This is a genomic window from Lentzea sp. CA-135723 (genome assembly GCF_050936595.1).
GTDB lineage: Bacteria > Actinomycetota > Actinomycetes > Mycobacteriales > Pseudonocardiaceae > Lentzea.
The window spans coordinates 3,254,239-3,277,168 of sequence record NZ_JBNJMK010000001.1 but is presented as its reverse complement, the minus strand read 5'-3'; the positions used below and the strand labels follow the sequence as shown (position 1 = coordinate 3,277,168).

Here is a 22,930-nt window from a genome sequence, read left to right as displayed (position 1 = left end):
TCCGACGGGGGCATCGGTACAACTACTCACCCGCCGCCCAGCGCCTCCACGCGGTCCCGCAGCGCGTGTGCGACCGAGTCGAAGCCGTTCTTCACGTACGCCCCCTGCGCGGCGAAGATCGCGTCCGCGTGCTCGCCGGTGAACGTCTCGAACGTCCGGTAGCTGCACCGGTCCGAGCCGAGAGGCGTGATCACCTGGTCCCGCACGCCGAGCAGCCCCGGGAACGTGTGCCCGGTGTCGTAGCGCAGCAACGTCGGCGGCTCCACCACCCGGAGGTACTCCCGGCTCACGAACGTCCCCGGTCCGCCGTCCGGCCGCGGCAACGTCAGGTCGATCGGTGTGCCGATCTCCAGGGTCGTGGCCACGGCGAGCGTGTAGGGGTTCCACCGCGGGTAGTTCGGGTAGTCGAGCAGCACGGACCACACGAACGCGGCGGGCGCCGGGATCTCCACGACCACGGACTCGATGAGGTGGCTCATGCCGGCATGTACTCCCCGCCGTTGACGTCCAGCACCGCGCCCGTCACCTCGGAGGCCAGGCGCGACAACAGGAACAGCACCGCACCGGCGCACGCGTCGTCGGCGGGGATGCGGCCCAGCGGGTTGCGGGCGGCGATCTCGTCGTAGACGTCCTGCTCGGTGATGCCGCGCGCCTCGGCGGTGAACTTCAGGTAGAAGCGGACGCCCGGTCCGTCCAGCCAGCCCATGACGGCCTGGTTGGCGCGGATGCCGTGCTCGCCGAGCTCCAGCGCGAGGAACTGGGTCGCGGTCGCCATGGCTGCCTTCGCCACGGCGTAGCCGCCCTCGCCGCGCATCGGCTTGCGGGTGGTCATCGTGCCGACGTTGACGATCGAGCCGCGCCCGGCGGCCTTCATGTGCGGCACTACCTCGCGCGTCACGTTCATGGCCCCGAACAGGATGATGTCCATCGACCGGCGGACGGCCTTCTCTGGCGTGTCCAGCAGGTCGAACCAGCCGGGGTGCCCGAACGCCGAGTTCACCAGCCCGGTGATCGTGCCGAACCGGTCGACGGCGGTGGCGACCAGGCGCGCCACCTCGTCCGGGCGGCGGACGTCGCACTGCACGCCGACGGCCTCGCCGCCCGCCGCCGCGACCTCCTTCGAGACCTGCGTCATCACGTCGGCGGAACGGGCGGCCATCACGACCTTCGCGCCCTCGGCGGCGGCGCGGACGGCGAGCTTCGAGCCCAGGCCGGGACCGACGCCGGTGATCACCACGACCTCGTCTCGCAGCATCACAGGTAGACCTCCGAGTAGAAGGCGAAGTCGGTGCGGAGCCGGTCCTCGGACAGCCCGAAGTCCGCGGGGGAGTAGGAGTGCGAGCCGTGCCGTTCGGTGCGGTTGCGCGTCAGGTAGGCCTCGAACGCGGCGTCGTCGGCGGGACCGGGAGGCAGGCCCAGCGCGGTCAGCACTTCACGGGCCACGTCGAGCGGTCTGCTGACGGTGTCGGCGAACCGCACGTCCACGAACCGCTCTGGCCGCGCGGACCGGGCGGAGGCGAAGCCGCGCAACGTCCTGGCGAACCGGCCCGACCAGTACCGTCCGATGTGGACGGGATCGACGTTCTCGCTGTACTGCGCCGACATCGCGCGCACCATCGACGCGTACGACGGCACGGCGTTGACCGGCGACCGGTGCGTCATCACGATCCGGCAGTCCGGGAACTCGTCCAGCACGGTGTCGACGGCGGTCAGGTGGTGCGGCGACTTGAGCACCCACGGCAGCGACCGATCGGCGTGCTGCCATTGCAGCACCTGCAACCACTCGCGCAGCTCGCGGTACGCGGGGCGCTGGTCGGCGGACCTCAGCCAGTCGCCGTACGAGGGCACCCAGTAGAACGAGTCGAAGCTCATCGACACGAACGTCCGGTCCAGCAGCAGCACGTCCTCCTCCGGCCCGTCCCACACCACCGTGTGCAGGTCGCCGAAGTCGGGGGAGAGCTGCGCGAACACCTGCATCCGTTCCCTCGCGCGGCTTTTGCGCCGCTCGGCGTCCGGACCCTCGCCGGGGAACGGCAGCGGGTAGGCGACCTCCCACGACAGCGTCGACGTCACCTGCGGCGAGGCGGCCAGCAGCCGGTGCAGCAACGTCGACCCGGTGCGCGGCAGCCCGCAGATCTCGGCCGCCACCCGCACCTCGACGTCGAGCACCTCGGGGTGGTTGCGCTGGAGTTCGCGCAGCCGCAACCGGTCCGCGAGCAACGCCGTCAACCGGTGCCTGGTCAGCTCGAACCCCAGCGGTGACAACGAGGCCTCGGTGTTGAGGCTGCGCACCAGCACGTCGAGCGGCTCGCGGAACCAGTCGTCGCCGAAGTCCGCGAGCCCTGTCTTGGCGCTCGCCCGGCCGAGGAGGTCCGGCACGTTCAACTCGGTGGTGACCGTCATCGGACTTCCTCCAGGGGGACCACGCGGCACTTCGGGATCGGGTGTTCGCTCGCGCCGAGCCAGCGCAGCAACGCGGTGCCGGACGTGTGGCCGCAGGTGTCGATCCAGTTGCCCACGCCGGGATCCTCCGCCGCGACCACGACCGTCAGCCGCCCGTCGGCCAACGACGCCGTGTGCTTGTTGACGGTGATGGACCGCCGGTGGTCGAGCGACTCCATCCACCAGTTGCCGAGCTGGAAGTTCCAGTACGGGCAGTCCGGCACGCCGGTCTCGATCACCCACGCCTCACCGGGCCGCAGCGTCCAGTAGCCGTGCAGGTAGAAGATCTCCGGATCGCCACCGGCCCGCTGGAACATCTCCTGGCCGAAGTCGGGCAGTTCGTTGGGGCGCTTCATGAACGTGCGCGTCCAGTGCGCGAACGTGGCCGCGGTGCCGTGCACCGACAAAGCCGCCCGCTGCAACGCCTTCGCGAGGAACTCGGGTGTGAGCTCAACCGGCTGCGAGGGGCCACCGATCTGCTCGATGTGCCACGTGCCGGGCACTTCCGACGTCCGGTCGAGGTACGTCTGGCGCACCACGAGCCCGGTGGAGTCGGGGGCGAGCGGCAACCAGTTCCCGTCGTGCTCGGTCGCGCTCGCGATGATCTCCGCGGTGCCGTCCGGCGCGATCACCAGGTCGGCGCCGGACAGCTCGCCGGTCGACGCCATCGTGCCGTCCTTGGCGTACCGGTTGGCCTTCGACCCGATGCTGAAGTACGCGATCGTGCCGCGCGTCCCGGTGATCCGGTACTCGCGGTCACCCCTGATGTTGGCCGACAGGTAGACGTTGTCCGGGTTGTCCGCGCCGATCTTCACCAGGTCGAGCTCGTGGAACCGCGGGAAGTCGGGATCGGCGTTGTCCAGGCAGGAGTACAGCATCTCCCGGGTCAGCCGGGAGAGGTACCGGTAGCCCTCCGCCCGGTCGAGCGGGGTGTCCGGCGCGTGCTCGGACAGCACCACCTCACCGGCCTTCTCCAACGCCCGGCAGAACTGCGACCACGCCTGGTCAGGCACCGCGAGCCTCCCGAATTTAGAACGTGTTCTAGCTGAAGTTACACGATTCTGGACAACGTTCAACAGACACCGAGCGCACGAAGCGCGGCCAGCACGGCCTCCGCTGCCTCGTGCGGTTCCAGCGTTGTGGTGTCGACCCGCACCTCGGGGTTCTCCGGTGGTTCGTAGGGCGAGTCGATGCCGGTGAAGTTCGCCAGCTCACCCCTGCGCGCCTTGCGGTACAGGCCTTTCGGGTCCCGTTGCTCCGCGACCGCCAGCGGTGTGTCCACGAAGACCTCGCAGAACTCCTGCTCGCCCACCAGGTCGCGCGCCAGCGCCCGTTCCGCGCGGAACGGCGAGATGAACGACACCAGCACGATCAGCCCTGCGTCGACCATCAACGCGGCCACCTCGGCGATGCGCCGGATGTTCTCGACCCGGTCGGCGTCGGTGAACCCGAGGTCGGAGTTGAGGCCGTGCCGCACGTTGTCGCCGTCGAGCAGGAACGTGTGCCTGCCCTCCGCGTGCAGCGCCTTCTCGACCAGGTCCGCGATCGTGGACTTGCCCGCCCCGGACAGCCCGGTCAGCCACACGACGCACGGCCGGTGCCCGTTGCGCGCGACCCGCGCCTGCTTGTCCACGGTCAGCGTCTGCCAACGCAGGTTGGACGGGCTCACCGGGCGGATGATCATCCCGGCGCCGACCGTCGCGTTGGACAGCCGGTCGAGCACGATGAACGACCCGAGGTCGCGGTTGTCGGCGTACGTCTCGAACGGCACCGGCGCGTCGAAGTGCACGGTGTCGACGCCGATCTCGTTGAGCCGCAGGGGTTTCGCGGCGGTGCAGCCGACGGTGCGCGCGCCGATCTTGGCGAGGTACTGGCGGCCGGGCATGAGCGCCGTCTCATCCATCCACACGAGGTGGGCCTGGAACGCGTCGGCGAGGCGCGGCGGGTCGTCGGCCGGGCCCAGGACGTCACCGCGGCTCGCGTCGACGTCGTCCGCCAGCACCACGGTCACCGACGACCCGGCCGGCGCCTCCTCCAGGTCGCCGTCCATCGTGACGATGCGCGCCACCCGGCTGGACCGCCCGGCGAGACGATACGTTTCGTCTCGTTTCAGCACGCCGCCCAGAACGCGCCCCGACAGGCCCCTGAACTCGGCGTTCGGCCGGTTCACCCACTGCACGAGGAAACGAGACGATACGGATCGTCTCGTCGGCGGGTCCACCGACTCGAGCCACCGCAGCAGGGTCGGGCCGGAGTACCAGGGCGTCAGGTCGCTGCGCCCCACGACGTTCACGCCCTCGGTGGCGGACATCGGCACGCAGGCCACCTCGGCGAGTTCCAGTGCGCCGGCGAACTCCCTGAACTCCCCGCTGACCTGCTCGAACGCCTCCCGCGAGTACCCGAGCAGATCGAGCTTGTTCACCGCCACCACCACGTGCCGGATCCCGAGCAACGACACGATCCGCGCATGCCGTCGCGTCTGCTCCAGCACGCCCTTGCGCGCGTCCAGCAGCAGTACCGCCGCATCGGCCGTGGAAGCCCCGGTCACCATGTTGCGCGTGTACTGCTCATGCCCCGGTGTGTCGGCCACGATGAACCGCCGAGCCTCGGTCGCGAAGAACCGGTAGGCCACATCGATCGTGATGCCCTGCTCGCGTTCGGCCGCCAGCCCGTCGACCAGCAGGGCGAAGTCCAGGTCGCCGCCACGCGTCCCGACCCGCCGCGAGTCGGCCTCCAACGCGGCCAGGTGATCGGCGTAGAGCAGCTTCGACTCGTACAGCAGCCGCCCGATCAGCGTGCTCTTGCCGTCGTCCACGCTGCCGCACGTGATGAACCGCAGAAGCTCCATCAGAAGTACCCCTCCCGCTTCTTGCGCTCCATCGAGCCGCTCTGGTCGTGGTCGATCACCCGGCCCTGCCGTTCCGACGTCGTCGCGGCCCGCATCTCCTCGACGATCTCCGCGACCGTGCGCGCCTCGCTGCGCACCGCGCCCGTCAGCGGGTAGCAGCCGAGCGTGCGGAACCGGACGAGCTCGTGGCGTGGTTCCTCGGTCAGCGGCATCCGGTCGTCGTCGACCATGATCAGCGCGCCGTCGCGCGAGACCACCGGGCGCAGGGCCGCGAAGTACAGCGGCACCACGGGGATCCGCTCGCGTTCGACGTAGCGCCACACGTCGAGCTCGGTCCAGTTCGACAGCGGGAACACCCTGATGCTCTCGCCGGGCGCCACCCGCGTGTTGTAGAGGCGCCACAGCTCAGGTCTCTGGTGGCGCGGGTCCCACTGGTGCTGCGCGGTGCGGAACGAGAACACCCTCTCCTTGGCACGCGAGGCCTCCTCGTCGCGCCGGGCCCCGCCGAACGCCACGTCGAACCGGTGCTCGTCCAACGCCTGGCGCAGACCCTGGGTCTTCCACAGGTCCGTGTGCCGGGCGGAGCCGTGGTCGAACGGGTTGATGCCCGCCGCCACGCAGTCCGGGTTGCGGTGCACGATCAGCCGCAGGCCCAGCGCCGCCGCGGTCGCGTCCCGGAACTCGATCATCTCGCGGAACTTCCACGTGGTGTCGACGTGCAGCAGCGGGAACGGCACCGGCGACGGGTGGAACGCCTTGCGCGCCAGGTGGAGCAGCACCGAGCTGTCCTTGCCGATCGAGTAGAGCAGCACCGGCCGTTCGGACTCCGCGACGGCCTCGCGGAAGATGTCGACGCTGTCGGCTTCGAGCCGGTCGAGGTGGTCCACGTCACCGAGGGTAGGAGCAAACCGAACAACGTTCAATACGCTTCTGAACGTTGTTCGGTTTGCTTGGCGCGGCGGGAAGGCGGGAACGGCCAGGCGTGCTACCTCGAACCTCTGAGCAAGCGGTAATGGTGACGTGCCAACGCAACTCAGCCACGCACTCGAAGAGATCGGGCTTGACTTTGGGCGCGAGGTGCTAGCTTCTCGAGCTCGGCCGGGCGCCATCGCACTGGCGACGTGACGTGACGCCCCCCGCAACAAGCGGCACACCGACCTTGCCGACCAACAACCGAACGTTGTTCAAAGTAGGCTGCGCACTCGTGAGCACCGAGCAAACGGCCTGGGGTGACGCGGAAGGCAGGCGGCGCGACATCCTGGCGTCGGCCGAGCTGATCGTCGAGGAGCAGGGCTACGCGGGCCTGACCATGCGCGCGATCGCGGTCGGCGCCGGCGTCAGCTCCGGCACCGTCTACCAGTACTTCTCCGGCAAGGAGGACGTCTTCGCGGCCCTGATGGAACGCCGCTTGGAGGAGCTCCAACGCACGCTGGCCACCGTCGACCGCGGCCTCGGCATCGCGGGCGTGCTGAAGGAGATCGAGCCCCAGATCACCGACCTGTGGCGCAGGTTCGGCCGGTCGGCGGCGCAGTGGGAGGCCAAGGTGCTCTCCGGCGGCAGGCGTGGCAAGGAGGTCGCGAGCTCCGCGCAGGACTACCGCAAGACGCTCAGGGCGTTGGCGAAGGCGCTCGACGAGACGGCGAAGGCGACCGGCCAGGAGCTGGTCGACGATCCCGCGCTGCCGCACTGGGTCTGGGACTCGCTGATCGGCCTGGCGGACGACCTGCTGCTGCAGGGCGCCCGCATCAACCGCGTGAAGCCCGCGCACCTCATCGAGTTCGCGACTCAGGCGATAGCACGGGGAATCACCCGCTGAGCGGGGGAGTCACCTGCTGACCGGCTGGTCGTACCGCCGGCGGATGCTCGTCCCCAGCACGCTCACGTCGGCCCCGTAGACGTGGATCGAGATCGCCACCGAGCTGGAGTTGTTGCACACCTTGTGGATGTCGCCGGGAGGCACCAGGTACGCGGCCACGCCCTCCGGCGTCTTGTTGACGCGCAACGGAACCAGCCGATTCCCGCGCAACCGGTACGTCGTCTCCTCCTCCTCGCCGACGTAGGTCCCGACCACGCACCAGGACACGTGGTCGTGGATGCAGGTCTCCTGACCCGGCAACCACACCAGCGCGACGACCGAGAACGACCCGTCCGGTTCGACGTGCAGCACGTGCTGCCGGTACGCCGCCGGGTCTGGCTCGCGCTGCGTCGCGCTGAGCAGGAACGGGTCGGTGAGGTGACCTTCCAGCGTCCGCGCGACTCGTGCCGCGACGGCCTCCTGGGAACCGCCGCGCGTGATCGCGGCCCGGAGCGAACCCACCAGAAGCGTGGCCGTGGGGGAGAGCAGGCTGTGCGTCATGAGCGGGTCCTCCTCTGAGGAACGGGGCGATCAGCCGATCAGCACCGTGCCGGTCAGCACGAGCACGACGATCACCGTGGTGGAGAGCAGGCCCAGCAGCAGCACCGCCGGGCCGGAACGCATCAGGGAACGCAGCTTCACCGCCGTGCCGAGCGCGAACATGCCCGCCGCCAGCAGCACGGTGTCCACGAACGTCGCCGCGGACAGCACCACCTCGGGCAGCAGCCCGGTCGCCCGCACGCCGGCCATCAACAGGAACCCGACCACGAACAACGGCACGATCGGCGGCCGCTGCCCCGACGCCGGGTACTTGAGGCGTTCGGCGAAGCTCACGGCGGCGAGCATCGGCGCGAGCAGCACGACCCGGGTCAGCTTCACCGCGACGGCGATCGCCAGCGCACCGGTCACCGGTCCGGCGGCGGCCACGACCTGCGCCACCTCGTGCACGCTGCCGCCGGCCCACACGCCGTACTGCGCGGGCGTGAGGCCGGTCAGCGGGAACAACGCGGGCAGGCTGAACATCGCCACCGTGCCGAACAGCGTGACGAGGCCGAGCGCCTTCGCCACGTCCTCCTCGTCCTGCTGCCGCACGGAGTTCATCGCGGCCACGGCCGACGCGCCGCAGATCGAGAAGCCCGTCGCGATCAGCAGCGAGAGTCCCTCACCGACGCCGAGCAGCCGTCCGAGCCACCGCGTCACGACGAACGTCACCACCACGGCGACGGCGGCGAGCAGCAGGATCTCGTAGCCGAGCTTCAACACGTCCTGGAACACGAGCTTCAACCCGAGCAGCACCACGCCGAGCCGCAGCAACCGCCGCCCGGCCAGCTTGATCCCGGGAGACATGGACGCGGGCAGCGTCACGACGTTCGCCACGATCGCGCCGAGCAGCACCGCGATCGTCAACGCGCTGATCGACGGCTGCAGCCACGACACCGTCATCGCGATCGCGACACCGGCGGCGACCAGGGAGAGTCCGGGCAGGACCGAGTCGGTGGTGCGCGGGGTGGTCCTGGCGATGCCCATGCTGACAACCATGACCAGCGCGAGCTAACAGCAGTAGAGGGCCATCCCTTGGGGCCCCATAAGCCGCGCTTATGCCCGGCCGGCCGCAGAGATCAGCGCGTCCACCGTCGCCCGCATGATCGGCAGCTTGATCAGGTCCGGCCACGTGTAGAGCGACGTCAGCCGCTGCGCCGCCGACTCCACCTCGACCGTCGTCAGCCCGGGGTGCTGCAGGAACGACAGCAGCAGGCGAGGCACCAGCGCAACGCCCAGACCTGCGGTGACGAGGCTCTGGATGGCCAGGTTGTCGTCGGTCGAGCAGGTGATGTCCGGCACGAACCCCGCCTTGTCGCACGCCTGGTGCAACGCGCGCTGGCACCGGACACAACCGGCGATCCAGCGTTCCTCCGCCGCCTCGGTCAGCGAGACCTTCTCGCGCCCGGCGAGCCGATGTCCGGCCGGTACGAGCAACGCGAGCGGCTCTCGCAGCAGCGGCACGCCCAGCATGCCGGTCACGGTCGCCTCGTCCTGCGGTTCGTCGAGGTAGCTGAAGCTCAGCACCAGGTCGGCCTCACCGCGCCGGAGCAGCGCGAACGAGTCCGGCGGCTCCTCCTCGACGAGCTCGAGCCTCAGCTGAGGCCGTTCCTCGGCCAGTATCGCCGCGGCCGCCGGCACCAGGGACACGTTGGCGCTGGGGAACGCGCAGATCCGGATCGTGCCTATGTCGTGCGTCGCTATGGCGCTGACCTGCTGGTGCGTCGTCGCGAGCTGGTCCAGCAGGTCGGAGGAGCGTTCGGCGAGGATCCGCCCGGCCTCGGTCAGGTGCAGGCCCCGGCCCGTGCGCACGAACAGCGGCCCGCCGACCTGCCGTTCCAGCGCGCGCATCTGCTGGCTGACGGCGGGCTGGGTGCAGTGCAGCAGCCGGGCCGCCGCGCTGAACGACCCGGTCCGCGCGACCGTCGCGAAGACCTCGAGCTGGCGGGTGTCGAACACACCCGCACTCTAGGTGCTACTTCCCGGTGACGAGCGAGTCCAGGGTCGCGCCGCTGTTCTCGCCGCAGTGCCGTTTCGACGCGTCGAGCGTCATCGGCTTGTTCGCCTCGTCCGGCCTGCCGACCTGCCCGAACAACCGCCTGAGCAGCTCGATCTGCTCGTCGCCGCCCGCGCGCAGGAAGTCGCCGCAGCTGGACTTCACGGTGAGCCTGCTGTCGGACGGGATCAGGTCCACCGGCCCGAGGACGAACAGGAACGCGATGATGATCGCGAGCCCGAACCCGATGACCGCGCCGCTCGCGGAGCTCCTGCGCGGCGCCAGCCAGTTCTCGGCCTGCTCGATGAACGGCTCCGCGGGCGACAGCTCGGTGTCGATCCAGAACTCCAGGCTGTCGCCGCCGGTCACGTCGAACTGGACGTGCCCGGCGGCGAGCATGATCCGCACGATCTGCTTGCGGTCGTACGACCCGGTCCAGAACGGGTCGGGTCGCACGAGCACCAGCCGGTCGGGCAGCAGGAACACGACGTCGCGTTCGCCGCGGGCCAGGCGCGAGGTCTGGCCGGGCCCGACGATCGTGCCCGCCAGCCGTGCCATCACCTGGGCGTGTTCGTGCTCGTCGAGGGCCGCGGCGGCCGCCGACCACAGATCCGGTTCCACGTCACTGCTATCGCTGCAGGTGGTGCCGTTGGTTAGCCGCGGCCGCCGAGGTTCCTCCGAATGCCCGTCCTAAAAGGTCAGCTTCCAGGAGTTGATGGAGCCCGTGTCCCGTGCCGCGACATCCTTGACCTGGAGTTTCCAGGTGCCGTTCGCGACCTCGGACGACGCGTTGACCGTGTAGGTCGCGACGATGTTGTCGGCGGAATCACCGCTCGACCTCTGCAGCGAGTACACCGTGCCGTCCGGGGCGACCAGGTCGACGACCAGGTCACCGCGGTAGGTGTGCACGATGTCGACGTCGACCTTCAGCGTCGCCGGGGCGTTGCCGGTGATGCCGGAGACCGTGATCGGGCTGGTGACGGCCGGGCCGTTGTCCGGGATGGCCACGTCGGTGGTGTTCTCGAACGTGCGGCCGGGAGGCTGCGTGCCCTCGACCGCCGCCAGCGCGTCCACGCGGCCCTCGCCGAAGAAGTTGTTCTTCGCGGTGGTGCCGGAGCAACGGCTGTCGGTGCAGGCCAGGTCGTCGGCCTGGGTGGCGAGCAACGCCTTGAGCTGCGCCGGGGTGGCCGCCGGGTTGGTCGACTTGAGCAGCGCGGCGACGCCCGCGACGTGCGGGGAGGCCATCGACGTGCCGGACTTCGAGCCGTAGCGGCCGCCGGGGACGGTCGAGTAGACGCTGTCGCCAGGCGCCGCGAGGTGGATCTTGTCGGTGCCGTAGTTCGAGAACGACGACTTGCCGTTGCCCGAGGTGATCGAGGCGACGCTGACGACGCCGGAGACCTCGGTCGGGACGCTCAGGCAGGCGTTGGTGACGGTGCGCTGCACCGGCGTGGAGTCGTTGGGGCTGGAGGTGTCGCGGGTCTTGTTCGCGAGGTTGTAGTTCTCGTTGCCGGCCGCCGCGACGTTCAGCACGCCCTTGCCCTCGGCGTAGGCCACCGCGCGCTTCACGCCCTCGAGGATCGCGTCCTGGTCGGCGTTGTCCGGGCAGTTGAACAGCCACGGGTCGGAGTAGTAGCTGTTGTTGGTCACGGCGAAGCCGCGGTCACCGGAGAAGACCATCGCGCAGATCGTGTTCTCGGCGTAGAACAGGCCGCTCGGCTTCTCCGCGATGCGCACGCTCGCGATCTTCACTCCGGGCGCGACGCCGACCATGCCGCTGCCGTTCTTGGCGGCCGCGATCGTGCCGGCGACGTGCGTGCCGTGCGTGTCCGTGTCCCGCCACGAACCAACGCGCGTGTCGAGCTTGCCGTAGGCGCACGACGCGGAGTCGGCGGCGTCGAAGTTCGGCTTGAGGTCCGCGTGCTGGTCGTCGACGCCCGTGTCGAGCACACCGACGGTGACGTCGGGCGAGCCCAGGTTCTTCGCCCACGCCTTGTCGGCGCCGATCTGGGTCATGTCCGACCGCAGCGGCTCACCGGTCGCGGGGGTGACCTGCGACGGGTTCGCGGGCAGCGGCGGGTTGGCGGCCTCGGCGGGCACGTCGGACGTGCGCGTGGCACCGACCTTCTGCACGCCCGAGACGGTCCGCATCTTCGTGGCGAAGTCGGTGGCGGTCGAGTGCGCGACGATGACGCCGATCGCGTCGTAGCTCGTCCACACGACGCCACCGTTGCCGCTCACGGCCGACGCGGCACCGGCCGTCGCACCGGGCGCCGTGATGACGAGGTAAGAGCGGTTGCCCGCGGCGGCGGGGGCGGCCGAGGCGGGGGTGGCCGCCGTCAGCACGCCGGCGCCCACGACCGCGGCGATGACCGCGGTGCGCAGGCGTGATCGTGAACCCAGGAACACGGATTCCTCCAGCTCTCAGCGGGCGATGCCCGCGCACGTCGCGCGGGTGCAGGGGCCCGTCAGAGTCATTAGAGGAGGTCAACGCGGATTCGGGACGCCTGGTTCCAGAAATGCCCCTTTCGGCTTACGACGAACGTCGCACGTCAGGCGTGCACCGCGTTCCGATAGGCGTCGAGCAGCAGACCGTGGAAGTGGTGCACGCCGTGTTCGGACAGCCCCGTGCCCGCCGGGTCGTAGACGATCCGGCCCTGGTCGAACGCCGGCGTGCGCATGCCGCGTTGGACGCTCTCCACGATGGCGATGTCCTGCTGCTGCAACACCTCGTCGATGTACCGGACGCCGTCGAGCTCGGCGTTCGTGAGCTCCGCGGTCTCGAAGTAGAAGTCCCACGTCTCGCGGGTGCGTTCCGGGCCGTCCGGGAGGATCTGGAGCACCATGAAGTTCGCGCGGCCGGGGTAGCGCAGTAGGCACGTGTTGGGCCACAACCACCACACGGCGTGCTGGTTGACCGTCGCGGCGGACACGTCGTACGCGCTGTTGGCCTGCTTGCCCGCCTCGGCGAAGTGGCTCGACCAGATGCCGTGCGTCTTCACGTCGTACGTGCCCATGTCGACGAGATCGACGAACTCCGGGTGCGCGATGTGGCAGTGGTAGCACTCCAGGAAGTTGTCGACGACGTTCTTCCAGTTGGAGCCGATGGTGTAGCCGAGCCGTCTGGCGTGGGTGAGCCGGGCGACGTCCGGGGCCCAGAACTCGATCTCCGCGGCCAGGTCCGGCGCCTGTTCGGCGAGCTTCTTCGCCGCCGGGTCGAGGTTGACGTAGACGAACCCGCCGAACTCCTCCACCTGCACCCGGTCGAGGCACACGTCCGACTTGTCGAACGTCTCCATCCGGTCGGCTCGGCGCGCAGCCTTCAAACCGCCGCTCAGGTCGTACGTCCACGCGTGGTACGGGCACACGATGTTCCTTGTGACGCCAGAACCCGTGAGCAGTTCGTGCGCGCGGTGCTTGCACACGTTGTAGAACGCGCGCAGCTCGCCGGAACGGTCACGCACCACCACGATCGGCATGCTGGCCACCGTGGACGCCGTGTAGCTGCCGGGTTCGGCGAGTTGCTCGACGTGGCAGACCCATTGCCACGTCCGGGAGAACACCGCGCGGTCCTCGAAGCTCGACCACGCGGGGTCGACGTAGGCCTCGGCCCGCAACGACATCGAGCGCGCGGGGTCGGGGTGGTAGCCGGTTGCGATGCGATGAACGTCCTCAGCCGTGACCTTCATGCACACCAAGGTAGAACTGTTTGAACGTTCGTTCAAGAGAGGGCGATGTCCTCGCACAGCCTGACCGCTCGGCGCAGCGAGGCGCGGTCCAGCCCCAGCAACGCGGTGAGCCACATGCCGTTCTGGATCACGTCGATGTCCGCCGCCCGTTTCGCGCACTCGTAGCGGGACAGGTCCGGCCGGGCCGCGCGGATCAGCCGGGCCAGCCCCGACCGGTACCGGCCCTGCGCCTCGGTGTTGATCCGCTCGAACTCCTCGGCGGCCTGCGCGAGCGACCACAGCTGCAGCCGCAGCGACAGGTACTCGGTTGTGAGGAACTCGGGGTCGGCGACCCGGCTGAGCGCGATCCGCAGGCGTTGCTCGGGCGGCAGGCCCGGATCCGGCTCCACCAGGGCGATGTCCTGCTCCTCGATGCGGCGCAGCGCCGCGCCGATCAGGCCGGTCTTGTCGGTGAAGTGGTAGTTGACGAGACCCAGCGCGACGCCCGCCTCCCGTGCCACGGCCCGCATGCTGACGCCGCCGATGCCGTGCCGGGACAACAGGGTGAGGACGGCGTCGAGGATCCGTCCGGCCGAGTCTGTGCTCACCCGCCGATCGTAGTGAGACCGCCCGGAAGGCGTCGCCGGCGTGGCCTGGCTCAGCCGCCCGGCGCGGTGAGACTGGTCGGCAGGCGTTCGAAGCCGCGCAGGATGCGGGTCGGGCGGCGGCGCGCGCCGGGGAGCGGTGCCAGGTCCGGGAACCGGTCGAAGATCGTCCGCAGCCCGATCTCGCCCTCCATCCGCGCGAGCTGGGCGCCGAGGCAGTAGTGCCGCCCCGCGCCGAACGACACGTGGTCGCGCGCGTTGGGCCGGCTCACGTCGAACGCGTGCGGGTTCTCGAAGACGTCCGGGTCGCGGTTCGCGCCGGCGAGCACGGTCGTGACGAGTTGCCCGCGCTGAACCTGCACCCCGGCGACGGTCGTGTCCTTCGCGCACATGCGTCCGGTCAGCAGCACGGGCGGGTCGTGGCGGAGGACCTCGTCGACGGCGTTGCTCCACAGCGCCGGGTCGGCTCGCAGCGCCGCCAGCTGCTCGGGGTGCTTAGTGAGCAACGAGATCCCATTGCCGAGCAGGTTCACCGTCGTCTCGAAGCCCGCCGCCAGCACGAGTCCGGCGGTGGCCTTCAGCTCGCGTTCGGTGAGGCCCACGCCGTCCTCGCGGGCGGTGATGAGGCGGCTCAGGAGGTTGTCGCCGGGGTTCGCGCGCAGGGCGTCGAGGTGCTGCGACAGCCAGGCGTCGAACGAGTTGAGCGTCGACTCGACGCTGCGGAACACCCGCCACGACAGGCCGAGGTCGAGGCTCGGGGCGGCGGCCGCGCCGAGGGCGAGGACGGTCGAGCGCTCCTGCGGCGGCACGCCGAGGATCTCGCTGATCACCGTGACGGGCAGCAGGCCGCAGTAGGTCTCGATGAGGTCGACCGGGTTGGCCGGGTCGAGGCCGTCGAGCAGGTCGTCGGCGATCTCCTGGGTGCGGACGCGCAGCTGTTCGACGGCGCGCGCGGTGAAGACGCGGGTGACGAGCTTGCGGTAGCGGGTGTGCGCGGGTGGTTCGACGGCCAGCAGCGACGGCGGTTGGACCGGGTGCATGACCTCCGTGGCCGACCACGCGGCGAGCTTGCCGAGGAGGCCCGCGCCGAAGCGCGGCCTCGCCGTCACGAACGCGTCGTCGGCCAGGACCGCCTTGACGATCTCGTGCCGCGTGGTGGTGAACCCGACCTTCGTCGCGGCCAGCGGGCCGCGGCCGCGGATCTCGTCGAAGAGTCCGGTCAGGTCGGCGCCGGTGGTGGCCTCGACGGTGATGCGGCCCTGCAGGTCTCCCTTGCGGGCCGCGAGGCGCAGGACCGCGCGCGGCAGGGCGTGGCCGATGCTCCAGCGCACCGCCGGTTTGACGTGCTCCTCAGCCAGGCTCGTCACGGTTCGCAGCCTGGCCGGTGGGCCGCCGCGAGTCAAGGTCTCGGCCATCCGGGCGAAAGGAGAGTCCACTTCGGACCAACGGGTAGCCTGCCGCGCCATGGAGATCCGGGCGCTGATCGACCGCTTGAGCTCAGACCACTGGAAGTCCGTGATCGAGGACTTCGTGCGCGAGCAGGGGATCACGACGTTCGGCGAGCTGGTGGACCTGATCACCACCTCGGCCGACAGCGCGGTCATCCGCGAGGGCTACCGGGTGTTCTCGCTGGTCGAGGCCACGGAGCTCTACCCGGGCCTGCTCAAGCACGAGCACCACGGAATCCGGCGCGCGGCGGCGGGCCAGTTCCGCGGCGAGACGGCGTTCCGGATCGCGGACGACCTGCTGCCGTTGCTCGCCGACGAGAACCATTACGTGCGGCGGGAAGCGCTGTGGGCGTTCGGCACGATGGGGCCGGACGTGATGCCGCTGCTGCAGGAGACCCGGCGCACGGCGCGGGGAGCGTTGCGGCGCGGCGCGTTGATCGGCATCGCCGAGGTCGGCGGGCCCGACGCGTTCCTGCCGGAAGATCGCCGCGTGATCGACCGGTTCATCCAGTACAAGATCGAGGACGACAAGTACGACACCGACGAGATCCACCTGTGCGGTGGCTGGTACGCGATCAGGACCGAGGACCAGGCGGCGGTGCTCGGCGTCTGCGGCCTGACCGACCCGGTGCCGGTGACCACCGTGCTCGGCGCCGACGCGTGGAACAACGACCACCACGCGTGGTCCAAGGACGAGGAACACGTCCGTTGCGCGCGTGTCTTCGTCACGGGCTCGTGGGACGGCTGGACGCTGGTGTTCGGCGAACCGTTCGAGCACGGCACCCGCCCGGTGACCGAGATCTGCGCGGTGCTGAGCGCGGTGTTCGGCGAGGCGCACTACTACGGCGAGAGCTGCGGCGACGGCTGGACGGCGTGGTGCATCGCCGAGGGCGGCGAGATCATCCGGTACTACGACGCCTTCAAGGAAGACGAGCAGATCGGGTCGCACGAGGTCGAGGAGGGCTGGTGCCTGCCGCACGACCTGAGCGACGAGAACGAGGACCTCGACGACATCTACGCGACCGACGTGGCCGAGGCGTTGTCGGTGAATCCCCGGTACTTCGAGGGCGACGTCGAAGGGCCCGGCGTGCTGGCGTTGACGCAGTGCGGCGTGCAGTACGGGTCTCCCAAGGGGTTCCTGCGGATCAGCAGCTGATCACCGGGACCTCCAGCGCGCGCACCACGTCGTTGTCGGCGTCCGTGATCACGCCGGCGATGTCGGCGAACGGCAGCACGGTGAACCTCGACGCCGTGCCGATCTTTTCGGAACTCGCCAGCACGTAGGTGTCCGCAGCTCTTTGGGCGAGCGCGCGTTTCATGGCGGCCTCGTCGGCGTCACCGGTCGTGAGGCCTGCTTCGGGGTGCACGCCCGTGACGCCGAGGAAGAAGAGGTCGGCGTGCACGCCCCGTGCGGCCTCCACGGCTGCGGCACCGCACGCGACCATTGAGTGCTTGAAGAGCCTGCCACCGATCACGTAGACGTCCACGTGGTCGTGTTCTTCCAGCGCGCTCGCGATCGTCGGACTGTGCGTGACGACCGTTGCGTTCGTGTCCAGCGGTAGCGCGCGCACGACCGCGAGGGTCGTCGTGCCGCCGTCGAGGATCACGGTGCTGCCCGGTTCGATCAACGCCGCTGCCGCGCGTGCGACCCGTTGCTTGCCATCGACCTGCACGCCCTGACGTGTCGCATAGTCGGCGATAGCGGGGGATACGGGCAGTGCGCCGCCATAGACCCGTTGGCACAGGCCTGCTGCTGCGATATCGCGCAGGTCACGACGGATCGTGTCCTCGGAAATGCCCACCTCGGCGGCGAGGTCCTTGGCGACGATCCGGCCGTCGGTGCGCAGTCGTTCGAGCAGCAGATCACGGCGTTGGGCGGCCAGCATGCACGTTTCTCCTTGTTTTTGCCGAGTCTTGCACATTATGGTCGGTCGCATGCTGATTCTGATCGCCGGGCCCTACCGCTCCGGCACCGGGGACGACCCCGACCTGATGGCACGCAACCTGGCCGCGCTGGAAGAGGCGGCGTGGCCGATCTTCCGCAGCGGGCACGTGCCGATGATCGGCGAGTGGGTGGCGTTGCCGGTGCTGCGCGGCGCCGGCGGCACGTCGGTGACCGACCCGGTCGCCGCGGAGATCATGTACCCGACCGCCGAACGCCTGCTGCGCCACTGCGAGGCGGTGCTGCGGCTGCCGGGGGAGTCCACTGGCGCGGACGAGGACGTCCGGATCGCCCGCGAACGCGGCCTGCCGGTCTACGAACGGGTCGAGGACATCCCCGGCTACGCCGCCTGACCTCGCGCGGCCGCCACGAACGCGCGCATCCGCCCGTGGTCCTTCACCCCGCGGCTCGACTCGATGCCGCTCGACACGTCCACGCCCCAGGGCTTCGCGACGCTGATCGCCCCGGCCACCGTCTCCGGCGACAACCCGCCCGCCAGCAACCACTCCCCGGTGGGCGGGTTCTCGGCGAGCCGCGTGATGTCCCACTGCTCACCCGACCCGGCGACGGGCGAGTCGATCAGCAGCCAGGACTCCCCGAACGCCCCGGTCCGCACGTCCGTGCCGGGTCCCAGCGCGGTCGCCCGCACCAACCCGAACGGCATCCCGGCCAGCTCGTCGAAGGCCTCACGCGGGTAGTCGCCGTGCAGCTGCAACGCGCGCACGCCCGTCTTCAACGCCAACTCACCACTCTCGGCCGCCGTGATACCGCGCACCACGGCGACGGTCAGCACGTTCGCCGGCACCTGCGCCACGAGCCGTGCGGCGAGGTCGACCTCGATCTGGCGGGGGCTGCTCGTCAGCACGAAACCGACGGCGTCCGCCCCGGCCTCGACGGCGACGGCGACGTCGGACTCGTTGCGCAGACCACAAAGCTTCACGAACACACTGCTCACCTTAGTGCCGCGCCAGCCGACCTTCGCCGCGTCTTCGGCGCTCAGCGGGCCGCCTCGCGGCACCGGCCCCGCGCCCCGGTACAACCAGTACAGGGACGCGGGGCCGGCACCCCGATGCGACCGTCTGACCACCGAACACGGGGCAAAGGCCGACTGGCGCAGCACTAGTGGTGTGGCGACGGACGCACTGTCACGCAGCTAACAGTCACAAGCTCCGACGCTGCCCGGTCCTATTTATTGGAAGACACGGGCAACGGAGGCCGCGATGACTGAACATCAGGTAGCCACATCGGTTTTGGTGATCGGCACGGGTGGCGCGGGGCTGCGCGCCGCCATCGAACTCGCCGAACGGGGCGTCGACGTGACGGTCGTCGGCAAGCGCCCCAAGGGGGACGCGCACACCGCACTCGCCGCGGGCGGCATCAACGCGGCGCTCGCCACGATGGATCCCGCCGACACGTGGCAGCAGCACGCCGCCGACACCATCAAGGAGAGCTACCTCCTCGCCAACCCCGACATCGTGCGGACCGTGGCCGAGCAGGCGCCGCGTGGCATCGCCGACCTGGAGCGGTACGGCATGCCGTTCGCGCGCGAGGACGACGGCCGCATCTCGCAACGGTTCTTCGGCGCGCACACGTTCCGCCGCACGTCGTTCGCGGGCGACTACACGGGCCTGGAGATCCAGCGCACCCTGGTCAACCGGGCCGCGCAGCTGAACATCCCGATCCTCGACTCCTGCTACGTCACCCGCATCCTGGTGCAGGACAACGTGGTGTTCGGCGCCTACGGCTTCGACCTCGGCACCGGCAGGCGGTACGTCTTCCACGCCGACGTGGTGATCCTCGCCGCCGGCGGCCACACCCGCATCTGGCGCCGCACGTCCAGCCGCCGCGACGAGAACACCGGCGACTCGTTCCGCCTGGCCGTCCTCGCGGGCGGCAGGATCCGCGACCCCGAACTGGTCCAGTTCCACCCGTCCGGCCTGCTCGAACCGGAGAACGCGGCCGGCACGCTCGTCTCCGAGGCCGCGCGCGGCGAGGGCGGCGTCCTCACCAACGCCCTGGGCGAACGCTTCATGGCCCGCTACGACCCGCAGCGCATGGAACTGTCCACTCGCGACAGAGTGGCGCTCGCCGCGTACACCGAGATCAAGGAGGGTCGCGGCACCCCGAACGGCGGCGTGTGGCTCGACGTCTCGCACCTGCCGCGCGAGCAGATCATGCAGCGCCTGCCGAGGGTCTACCAGACCCTGCTGGAACTGCAGATGAAGGACATCACCCAGCAGCCGGTGGAGATCGCGCCCACCGCGCACTACTCGATGGGCGGCGTCTGGGTGGCCCCGGCCGACCACTCCACCGGCGTCGAGGGCCTGTACGCGATCGGCGAGGCGTCCAGCGGCCTGCACGGCGCCAACCGCCTCGGCGGCAACTCCCTCATCGAGCTCCTCGTCTACGGCCGCATCGTCGGCGAGGCGGCCGCCGAGTACTCGGCGCAGCTGACCGCACAACGCCGTTCGCAGGAAGCCGTCGCCGAAGCAAGGTCCGAAGTGGACTCCCTGCTCGCCGCGGACGGCCAGGAGAACGTCCGCGCGCTGCAACGCTCCCTGCGCAACACCATGACCGAGCACGCCGGCGTCGTCCGCGACGAAGCGGGCCTGCGCAAGGGCCTCGCCGAGCTCGACGACCTGGAGGCCCGCATCGCCGACGTCGGCGTCCACCCCGACCTGGCGGGCTACCAGGACCTGGCGCACGCCTTCGACCTGCTGTCGTCGGCGCTCTCCGCCCGCGCCACCCTGGAGTGCGCCCTCGAACGCCGCGAGACCCGCGGCTGCCACAACAGGTCCGACCACCCGGACCTGGACCCGGCGCAGCAGGTCAACCTCGTGTGGGCGGGCCCCGGCCAGGTCGCCCGCGAGGAGATTCCCCCGGTGCCGCAGGAGATCGCGGCGCTGATGAGGGACGTCGACACGGCCGGCAAGCTGGTGGAGTGACGGCAGCGGAAGGGGGAACCGTCCCGCCCTTCCGGTCACGGTGACAAGGGGGCGGAGTCACCCCCGCCCCCTTCGCTCACGGAAGCCGCAACGCCGTGGTGAACAGGAACGCGCTGTCCTCCAGCGCCTCCACCCGATGCCGCCGATCCGGCAGCGTCAGCAGGTCGCCGGGCACCGCCTCCCACGAGTCGGCCCCGGCCACCAGCCGCACCCGCCCCAGCAGCACCTGCACGGTCACCTCATCGGGATGCTCGTGCTCGTGCAGGTGCTCGCCACCGCGCAACGCCATCACGGTCTGCCGCAACGCCCGCTCGTGTCCACCGTGGACAGTGGCGGCACTGCGCCCGCTCGAAGCCGCGCGGGCCAGCCCCGCGTGATCGCGCGCCAACGCCGTCAGCGACGTCTTCACGACCGCGGCGCCCTGAGGTGCTTGCGCGCCTCCAGTTCGTCCGCCTCCACCACCGTCAGCATCGGCTGGCCGGGCGCGCAGAACATCGTGACGACGAACTGCGACTCCTCGTCCGCCAGGTGGTTCCCGTCCTGGTAGTGGATGACGTCGCCGCCCGGCTCCCAGAACGTCCCGCCCGCGCGCACGACCCGCGCCGGCTCGCCTTCCAGCTCGAAGACGATCGCGCCCTTCACCACGTACCCGTACGCGGGCCCGGAGTGGCGGTGCGGTGGGGCGCCGGGGCTGGCGGGCGGCAGGGTAACGCGAATCGTCATCGCCTCGGCGCCGTCGGGGATCTGCGGCGCGCCCGGCACGGTGCCGATCACCTCGATGACGGGCGGCGGGCCGCTCTTGTCGGGGTTGTCCAACTGGTGTTCGTGGCTCATGCGCCCGCCCCCAGTTCCTCAGCGCTGACCAACGTGAGCACCGGTGCGCCGGGCTCGCAGATCATGGTCGCGATCAGCGCGGACTCCTCGTCCGCCAGCAGGTTCGCTCCCTTGAGGTGGATGACGTCGCCGCCGGGCTCGAAGAACGCCTCACCGGCCTTGAGCGTTCGTTCCGGCTGGCCTTCGAGCTGGAACAAGATCGCGCCTTCCACGACGTAGCCGTAGACAGGACCTGGGTGACGGTGCGGCGGAGCGCCGGGACTGCCGGGCGGCAGGGTCACAAGCACCGTGCGCCCGATCAGGCCTTCCGGCACGGGTGTGGTCGCGGGAGCCTCGGCGAGAATCTCGACCTGGGGATGTGCGCTCATGCTAAGGAAGACCGGACAGGCCGCCGTGTTGTGACAACAGAGCCGGCCTCGTCACTGGGAAATTGTGTCGGTGGCGCGGGGCGGGTCGACTGCCGCGGCACTCTCTTCTGCGGAGGGTTGAGGGTCTCGGACCGGAGCCTCAGTCACGGCCGCTCGTGAGCTTGAAGCCTCGGCCTGCGTCGCATCCTCGTCGTCCAGTTCACTCAGCCGCCTTCGGAACTCGATCTCGAACGACCCTGCCTTGACCCGCACCTCCATGTCAGGGTTCGGAGGCGCCAGCTTGAGGACCATCCAGATCGCGACGAGCGGCTTGGCCAGGAGCATGACGGCGATCGCCGCGCTGAGCCACGGGCTGGCTTTGGCTGCGGCCTCCAGCAGGCCGGACCACTCCGACACGACGCGCACCTGTCCGATGACCGGTCCCGAAGCCGCCGATCACCTGCCATGCCGGGTCGTTTAGAGGTGACCCCGCGGACCATCAGCTTCGGAAGGCGGCAGGTCGTGGATGGCTGACCTGCCGACCCTGATGATCCATGGACGAAGAGTTCAGCCGCGTGCTTCCTGCTCGCCTGACGGCGCGGTCTGAGCGAGCGAAGTCCTGACGGCCCGCACGAACGCGTCGTTCTCGTCGCCGTCGAAGAACTGCTCCCACCAGCGGTGCGGATGCCAAGCCAGATACGGACTGTCGATCGATCCGTAGATCATGCGGGTGAAGTCCGGCATCCAGATCATCTTGAAGTCGAGGTCCCCGTCGAAGAGTGCTTCCTCGACCTGTTCCCAGTCGTCCTCGATATCGCCGTGATGCCCCAGCAGTGCGCTCGTCTCGTCGTCGTCCTGGATCATGTCTTCCTCCAGGTCGGCGTCCCGCGCGAGGACATGATCGAGAACGATGGCCAGTGCAACCTGCTCGGCCATGCACCGCGGATAGGGCACTTCGCCGCTGTCGATTCGGCGGCCGATTTTCTCGATCGTCGTTCGGAACCGCTGGAGCCACACGTTGTTGGCGATGAACAACACCCAGTCGGGCAGCTCGGACAACATCCACAGGTCGTCGACCCCGCAGTCGCCCTTCATGTAGTCGTCCCACTGGACGAACGCGTCGTCCTCCATGCCTGCCGTGCACATGGTGATCTTGAAAGCCTGGCGCGGTGTCAACGGGTCGCCGTCGAACGAACTGGCGATCCGCTTTATCCAGTCGGAAATCCGAGCGTGAGCGTTGTTCGTGAGTGGTGGCGGTTCCCCGCCCGCTTTGAGCAGCGCGAGCCCGCCGCGAGGCAGCCGGAGCACATGCTCGACCGCGCGGACTGTGGTCTGACGGAACGACGCGTCGTCGTCAGTCTCCATCCGGCGCCAGGTGGCCAGGGAGATGCCCGCTTTGGTTGCGGCTTCTCCTTGTGTCATTCCCAGCTGTTCCCGCCGGTCGCGGACCCCAGTCACCT

General features: G+C 69.8%; 25 protein-coding genes. 4 read left to right on the top strand and 21 right to left on the bottom strand.

What is annotated here, in order from left to right; all coding sequences use genetic code 11:
* Positions 1 to 26: 26 nt before the first annotated feature.
* From ACQEU1_RS14125 to cysD, 6 genes are read right to left on the bottom strand one after another with little or no spacing between them, the layout of a single operon-like run.
* Complete coding sequence (locus tag ACQEU1_RS14125; RefSeq protein WP_433200557.1) at positions 27 to 479, bottom strand: SRPBCC family protein; 453 nt, start codon at positions 477 to 479, stop codon at positions 27 to 29.
* Positions 476 to 1,255, bottom strand: a complete 780-nt coding sequence (locus tag ACQEU1_RS14120; RefSeq protein ID WP_433200554.1) for an SDR family oxidoreductase — start codon at positions 1,253 to 1,255, stop codon at positions 476 to 478. The genes ACQEU1_RS14125 and ACQEU1_RS14120 overlap by 4 nt, the downstream gene beginning before the upstream one ends.
* Positions 1,255 to 2,403, bottom strand: a complete 1,149-nt coding sequence (locus tag ACQEU1_RS14115) for a sulfotransferase family protein (protein ID WP_433200551.1) — start codon at positions 2,401 to 2,403, stop codon at positions 1,255 to 1,257. The genes ACQEU1_RS14120 and ACQEU1_RS14115 overlap by 1 nt, the downstream gene beginning before the upstream one ends.
* A complete protein-coding gene (locus ACQEU1_RS14110; RefSeq protein WP_433200548.1) occupies positions 2,400 to 3,455 on the bottom strand; it encodes a hypothetical protein in 1,056 nt (351 codons plus the stop codon). The genes ACQEU1_RS14115 and ACQEU1_RS14110 overlap by 4 nt, the downstream gene beginning before the upstream one ends.
* 59 nt (positions 3,456 to 3,514) lie before the next feature.
* Positions 3,515 to 5,290, bottom strand: coding sequence for an adenylyl-sulfate kinase (gene cysC / locus ACQEU1_RS14105; RefSeq protein ID WP_433200545.1), 1,776 nt, complete (start codon positions 5,288 to 5,290; stop codon positions 3,515 to 3,517).
* Complete coding sequence (gene cysD / locus ACQEU1_RS14100; protein WP_433200542.1) at positions 5,290 to 6,177, bottom strand: sulfate adenylyltransferase subunit CysD; 888 nt, start codon at positions 6,175 to 6,177, stop codon at positions 5,290 to 5,292. Before cysD ends, cysC begins: the two co-directional genes overlap by 1 nt.
* 317 nt (positions 6,178 to 6,494) lie before the next feature.
* Here cysD and ACQEU1_RS14095 point away from each other — a divergent pair, with 317 nt between their 5' ends.
* Positions 6,495 to 7,106: a TetR/AcrR family transcriptional regulator gene (locus ACQEU1_RS14095; protein ID WP_433200539.1), complete on the top strand. Its 612-nt coding sequence runs from the start codon at positions 6,495 to 6,497 to the stop codon at positions 7,104 to 7,106.
* Positions 7,107 to 7,115: 9 nt separating this feature from the next.
* On the opposite strand, the gene ACQEU1_RS14090 is transcribed toward ACQEU1_RS14095, so the two are convergent.
* The 8 genes from ACQEU1_RS14090 to ACQEU1_RS14055 all read right to left on the bottom strand — a co-directional run bounded on the left by ACQEU1_RS14090 (position 7,116) and on the right by ACQEU1_RS14055 (position 15,369).
* Positions 7,116 to 7,646, bottom strand: coding sequence for a cysteine dioxygenase (locus ACQEU1_RS14090; RefSeq protein ID WP_433200536.1), 531 nt, complete (start codon positions 7,644 to 7,646; stop codon positions 7,116 to 7,118).
* Between the two features lie 30 nt (positions 7,647 to 7,676).
* On the bottom strand, positions 7,677 to 8,672 hold the full coding sequence (locus ACQEU1_RS14085) for a YeiH family protein (RefSeq protein WP_433200533.1): 996 nt from the start codon (positions 8,670 to 8,672) through the stop codon (positions 7,677 to 7,679).
* Positions 8,673 to 8,741: 69 nt separating this feature from the next.
* Positions 8,742 to 9,644 carry a LysR family transcriptional regulator gene (locus ACQEU1_RS14080; RefSeq protein ID WP_433200530.1) on the bottom strand — a complete coding sequence of 301 codons (903 nt, stop codon included), beginning with the start codon at positions 9,642 to 9,644 and terminating at the stop codon, positions 8,742 to 8,744.
* A gap of 16 nt (positions 9,645 to 9,660) precedes the next feature.
* Positions 9,661 to 10,302: a hypothetical protein gene (locus ACQEU1_RS14075; protein WP_433200527.1), complete on the bottom strand. Its 642-nt coding sequence runs from the start codon at positions 10,300 to 10,302 to the stop codon at positions 9,661 to 9,663.
* A 69-nt stretch (positions 10,303 to 10,371) separates the two neighbouring features.
* Positions 10,372 to 12,090, bottom strand: coding sequence for a S8 family peptidase (locus tag ACQEU1_RS14070; RefSeq protein ID WP_433200524.1), 1,719 nt, complete (start codon positions 12,088 to 12,090; stop codon positions 10,372 to 10,374).
* Between the two features lie 143 nt (positions 12,091 to 12,233).
* The gene (locus ACQEU1_RS14065) at positions 12,234 to 13,370 is read right to left on the bottom strand and encodes an aromatic ring-hydroxylating oxygenase subunit alpha (protein ID WP_433200521.1); all 1,137 of its coding nucleotides are present in this window, start codon (positions 13,368 to 13,370) and stop codon (positions 12,234 to 12,236) included.
* A gap of 32 nt (positions 13,371 to 13,402) precedes the next feature.
* On the bottom strand, positions 13,403 to 13,957 hold the full coding sequence (locus ACQEU1_RS14060) for a TetR/AcrR family transcriptional regulator (RefSeq protein ID WP_433200518.1): 555 nt from the start codon (positions 13,955 to 13,957) through the stop codon (positions 13,403 to 13,405).
* 50 nt (positions 13,958 to 14,007) lie between these two features.
* Positions 14,008 to 15,369, bottom strand: a complete 1,362-nt coding sequence (locus tag ACQEU1_RS14055; protein ID WP_433200515.1) for a cytochrome P450 — start codon at positions 15,367 to 15,369, stop codon at positions 14,008 to 14,010.
* A 49-nt stretch (positions 15,370 to 15,418) separates the two neighbouring features.
* Between ACQEU1_RS14055 and ACQEU1_RS14050 the strand changes: the two genes are divergently transcribed.
* On the top strand, positions 15,419 to 16,558 hold the full coding sequence (locus ACQEU1_RS14050) for a HEAT repeat domain-containing protein (protein ID WP_433200512.1): 1,140 nt from the start codon (positions 15,419 to 15,421) through the stop codon (positions 16,556 to 16,558).
* Here ACQEU1_RS14050 and ACQEU1_RS14045 read toward each other — a convergent pair.
* Positions 16,548 to 17,288: a DeoR/GlpR family DNA-binding transcription regulator gene (locus ACQEU1_RS14045; RefSeq protein WP_433200509.1), complete on the bottom strand. Its 741-nt coding sequence runs from the start codon at positions 17,286 to 17,288 to the stop codon at positions 16,548 to 16,550. The two genes, ACQEU1_RS14050 and ACQEU1_RS14045, sit on opposite strands and share 11 nt — an antisense overlap.
* Before the next feature lie 49 nt (positions 17,289 to 17,337).
* Here ACQEU1_RS14045 and ACQEU1_RS14040 point away from each other — a divergent pair, with 49 nt between their 5' ends.
* Entirely contained in the window at positions 17,338 to 17,697 is a 360-nt protein-coding gene (locus ACQEU1_RS14040; RefSeq protein WP_433200506.1) for a DUF4406 domain-containing protein, read from the top strand.
* Here the strand turns inward: ACQEU1_RS14040 and ACQEU1_RS14035 are convergent.
* Positions 17,685 to 18,290: a phosphoribosylanthranilate isomerase gene (locus tag ACQEU1_RS14035; RefSeq protein WP_433200503.1), complete on the bottom strand. Its 606-nt coding sequence runs from the start codon at positions 18,288 to 18,290 to the stop codon at positions 17,685 to 17,687. The two genes, ACQEU1_RS14040 and ACQEU1_RS14035, sit on opposite strands and share 13 nt — an antisense overlap.
* Positions 18,291 to 18,564: 274 nt before the next feature.
* Between ACQEU1_RS14035 and ACQEU1_RS14030 the strand changes: the two genes are divergently transcribed.
* Positions 18,565 to 20,289, top strand: coding sequence for an L-aspartate oxidase (locus ACQEU1_RS14030; RefSeq protein ID WP_433200500.1), 1,725 nt, complete (start codon positions 18,565 to 18,567; stop codon positions 20,287 to 20,289).
* A gap of 76 nt (positions 20,290 to 20,365) precedes the next feature.
* Here the strand turns inward: ACQEU1_RS14030 and ACQEU1_RS14025 are convergent, their stop codons facing one another.
* The 5 genes from ACQEU1_RS14025 to ACQEU1_RS14005 form a co-directional block, all read right to left on the bottom strand.
* Positions 20,366 to 20,698, bottom strand: a complete 333-nt coding sequence (locus ACQEU1_RS14025; protein ID WP_433200497.1) for a LuxR family transcriptional regulator — start codon at positions 20,696 to 20,698, stop codon at positions 20,366 to 20,368.
* On the bottom strand, positions 20,695 to 21,123 hold the full coding sequence (locus ACQEU1_RS14020) for a cupin domain-containing protein (RefSeq protein ID WP_433200494.1): 429 nt from the start codon (positions 21,121 to 21,123) through the stop codon (positions 20,695 to 20,697). Before ACQEU1_RS14020 ends, ACQEU1_RS14025 begins: the two co-directional genes overlap by 4 nt.
* On the bottom strand, positions 21,120 to 21,491 hold the full coding sequence (locus tag ACQEU1_RS14015; RefSeq protein WP_433200491.1) for a cupin domain-containing protein: 372 nt from the start codon (positions 21,489 to 21,491) through the stop codon (positions 21,120 to 21,122). The genes ACQEU1_RS14020 and ACQEU1_RS14015 overlap by 4 nt, the downstream gene beginning before the upstream one ends.
* A gap of 51 nt (positions 21,492 to 21,542) precedes the next feature.
* Positions 21,543 to 21,887, bottom strand: coding sequence for a hypothetical protein (locus ACQEU1_RS14010; RefSeq protein WP_433200488.1), 345 nt, complete (start codon positions 21,885 to 21,887; stop codon positions 21,543 to 21,545).
* A 150-nt stretch (positions 21,888 to 22,037) separates the two neighbouring features.
* A complete protein-coding gene (locus tag ACQEU1_RS14005) occupies positions 22,038 to 22,928 on the bottom strand; it encodes a helix-turn-helix domain-containing protein (protein ID WP_433200485.1) in 891 nt (296 codons plus the stop codon).
* Between the last annotated feature and the right edge of the window lie 2 nt (positions 22,929 to 22,930).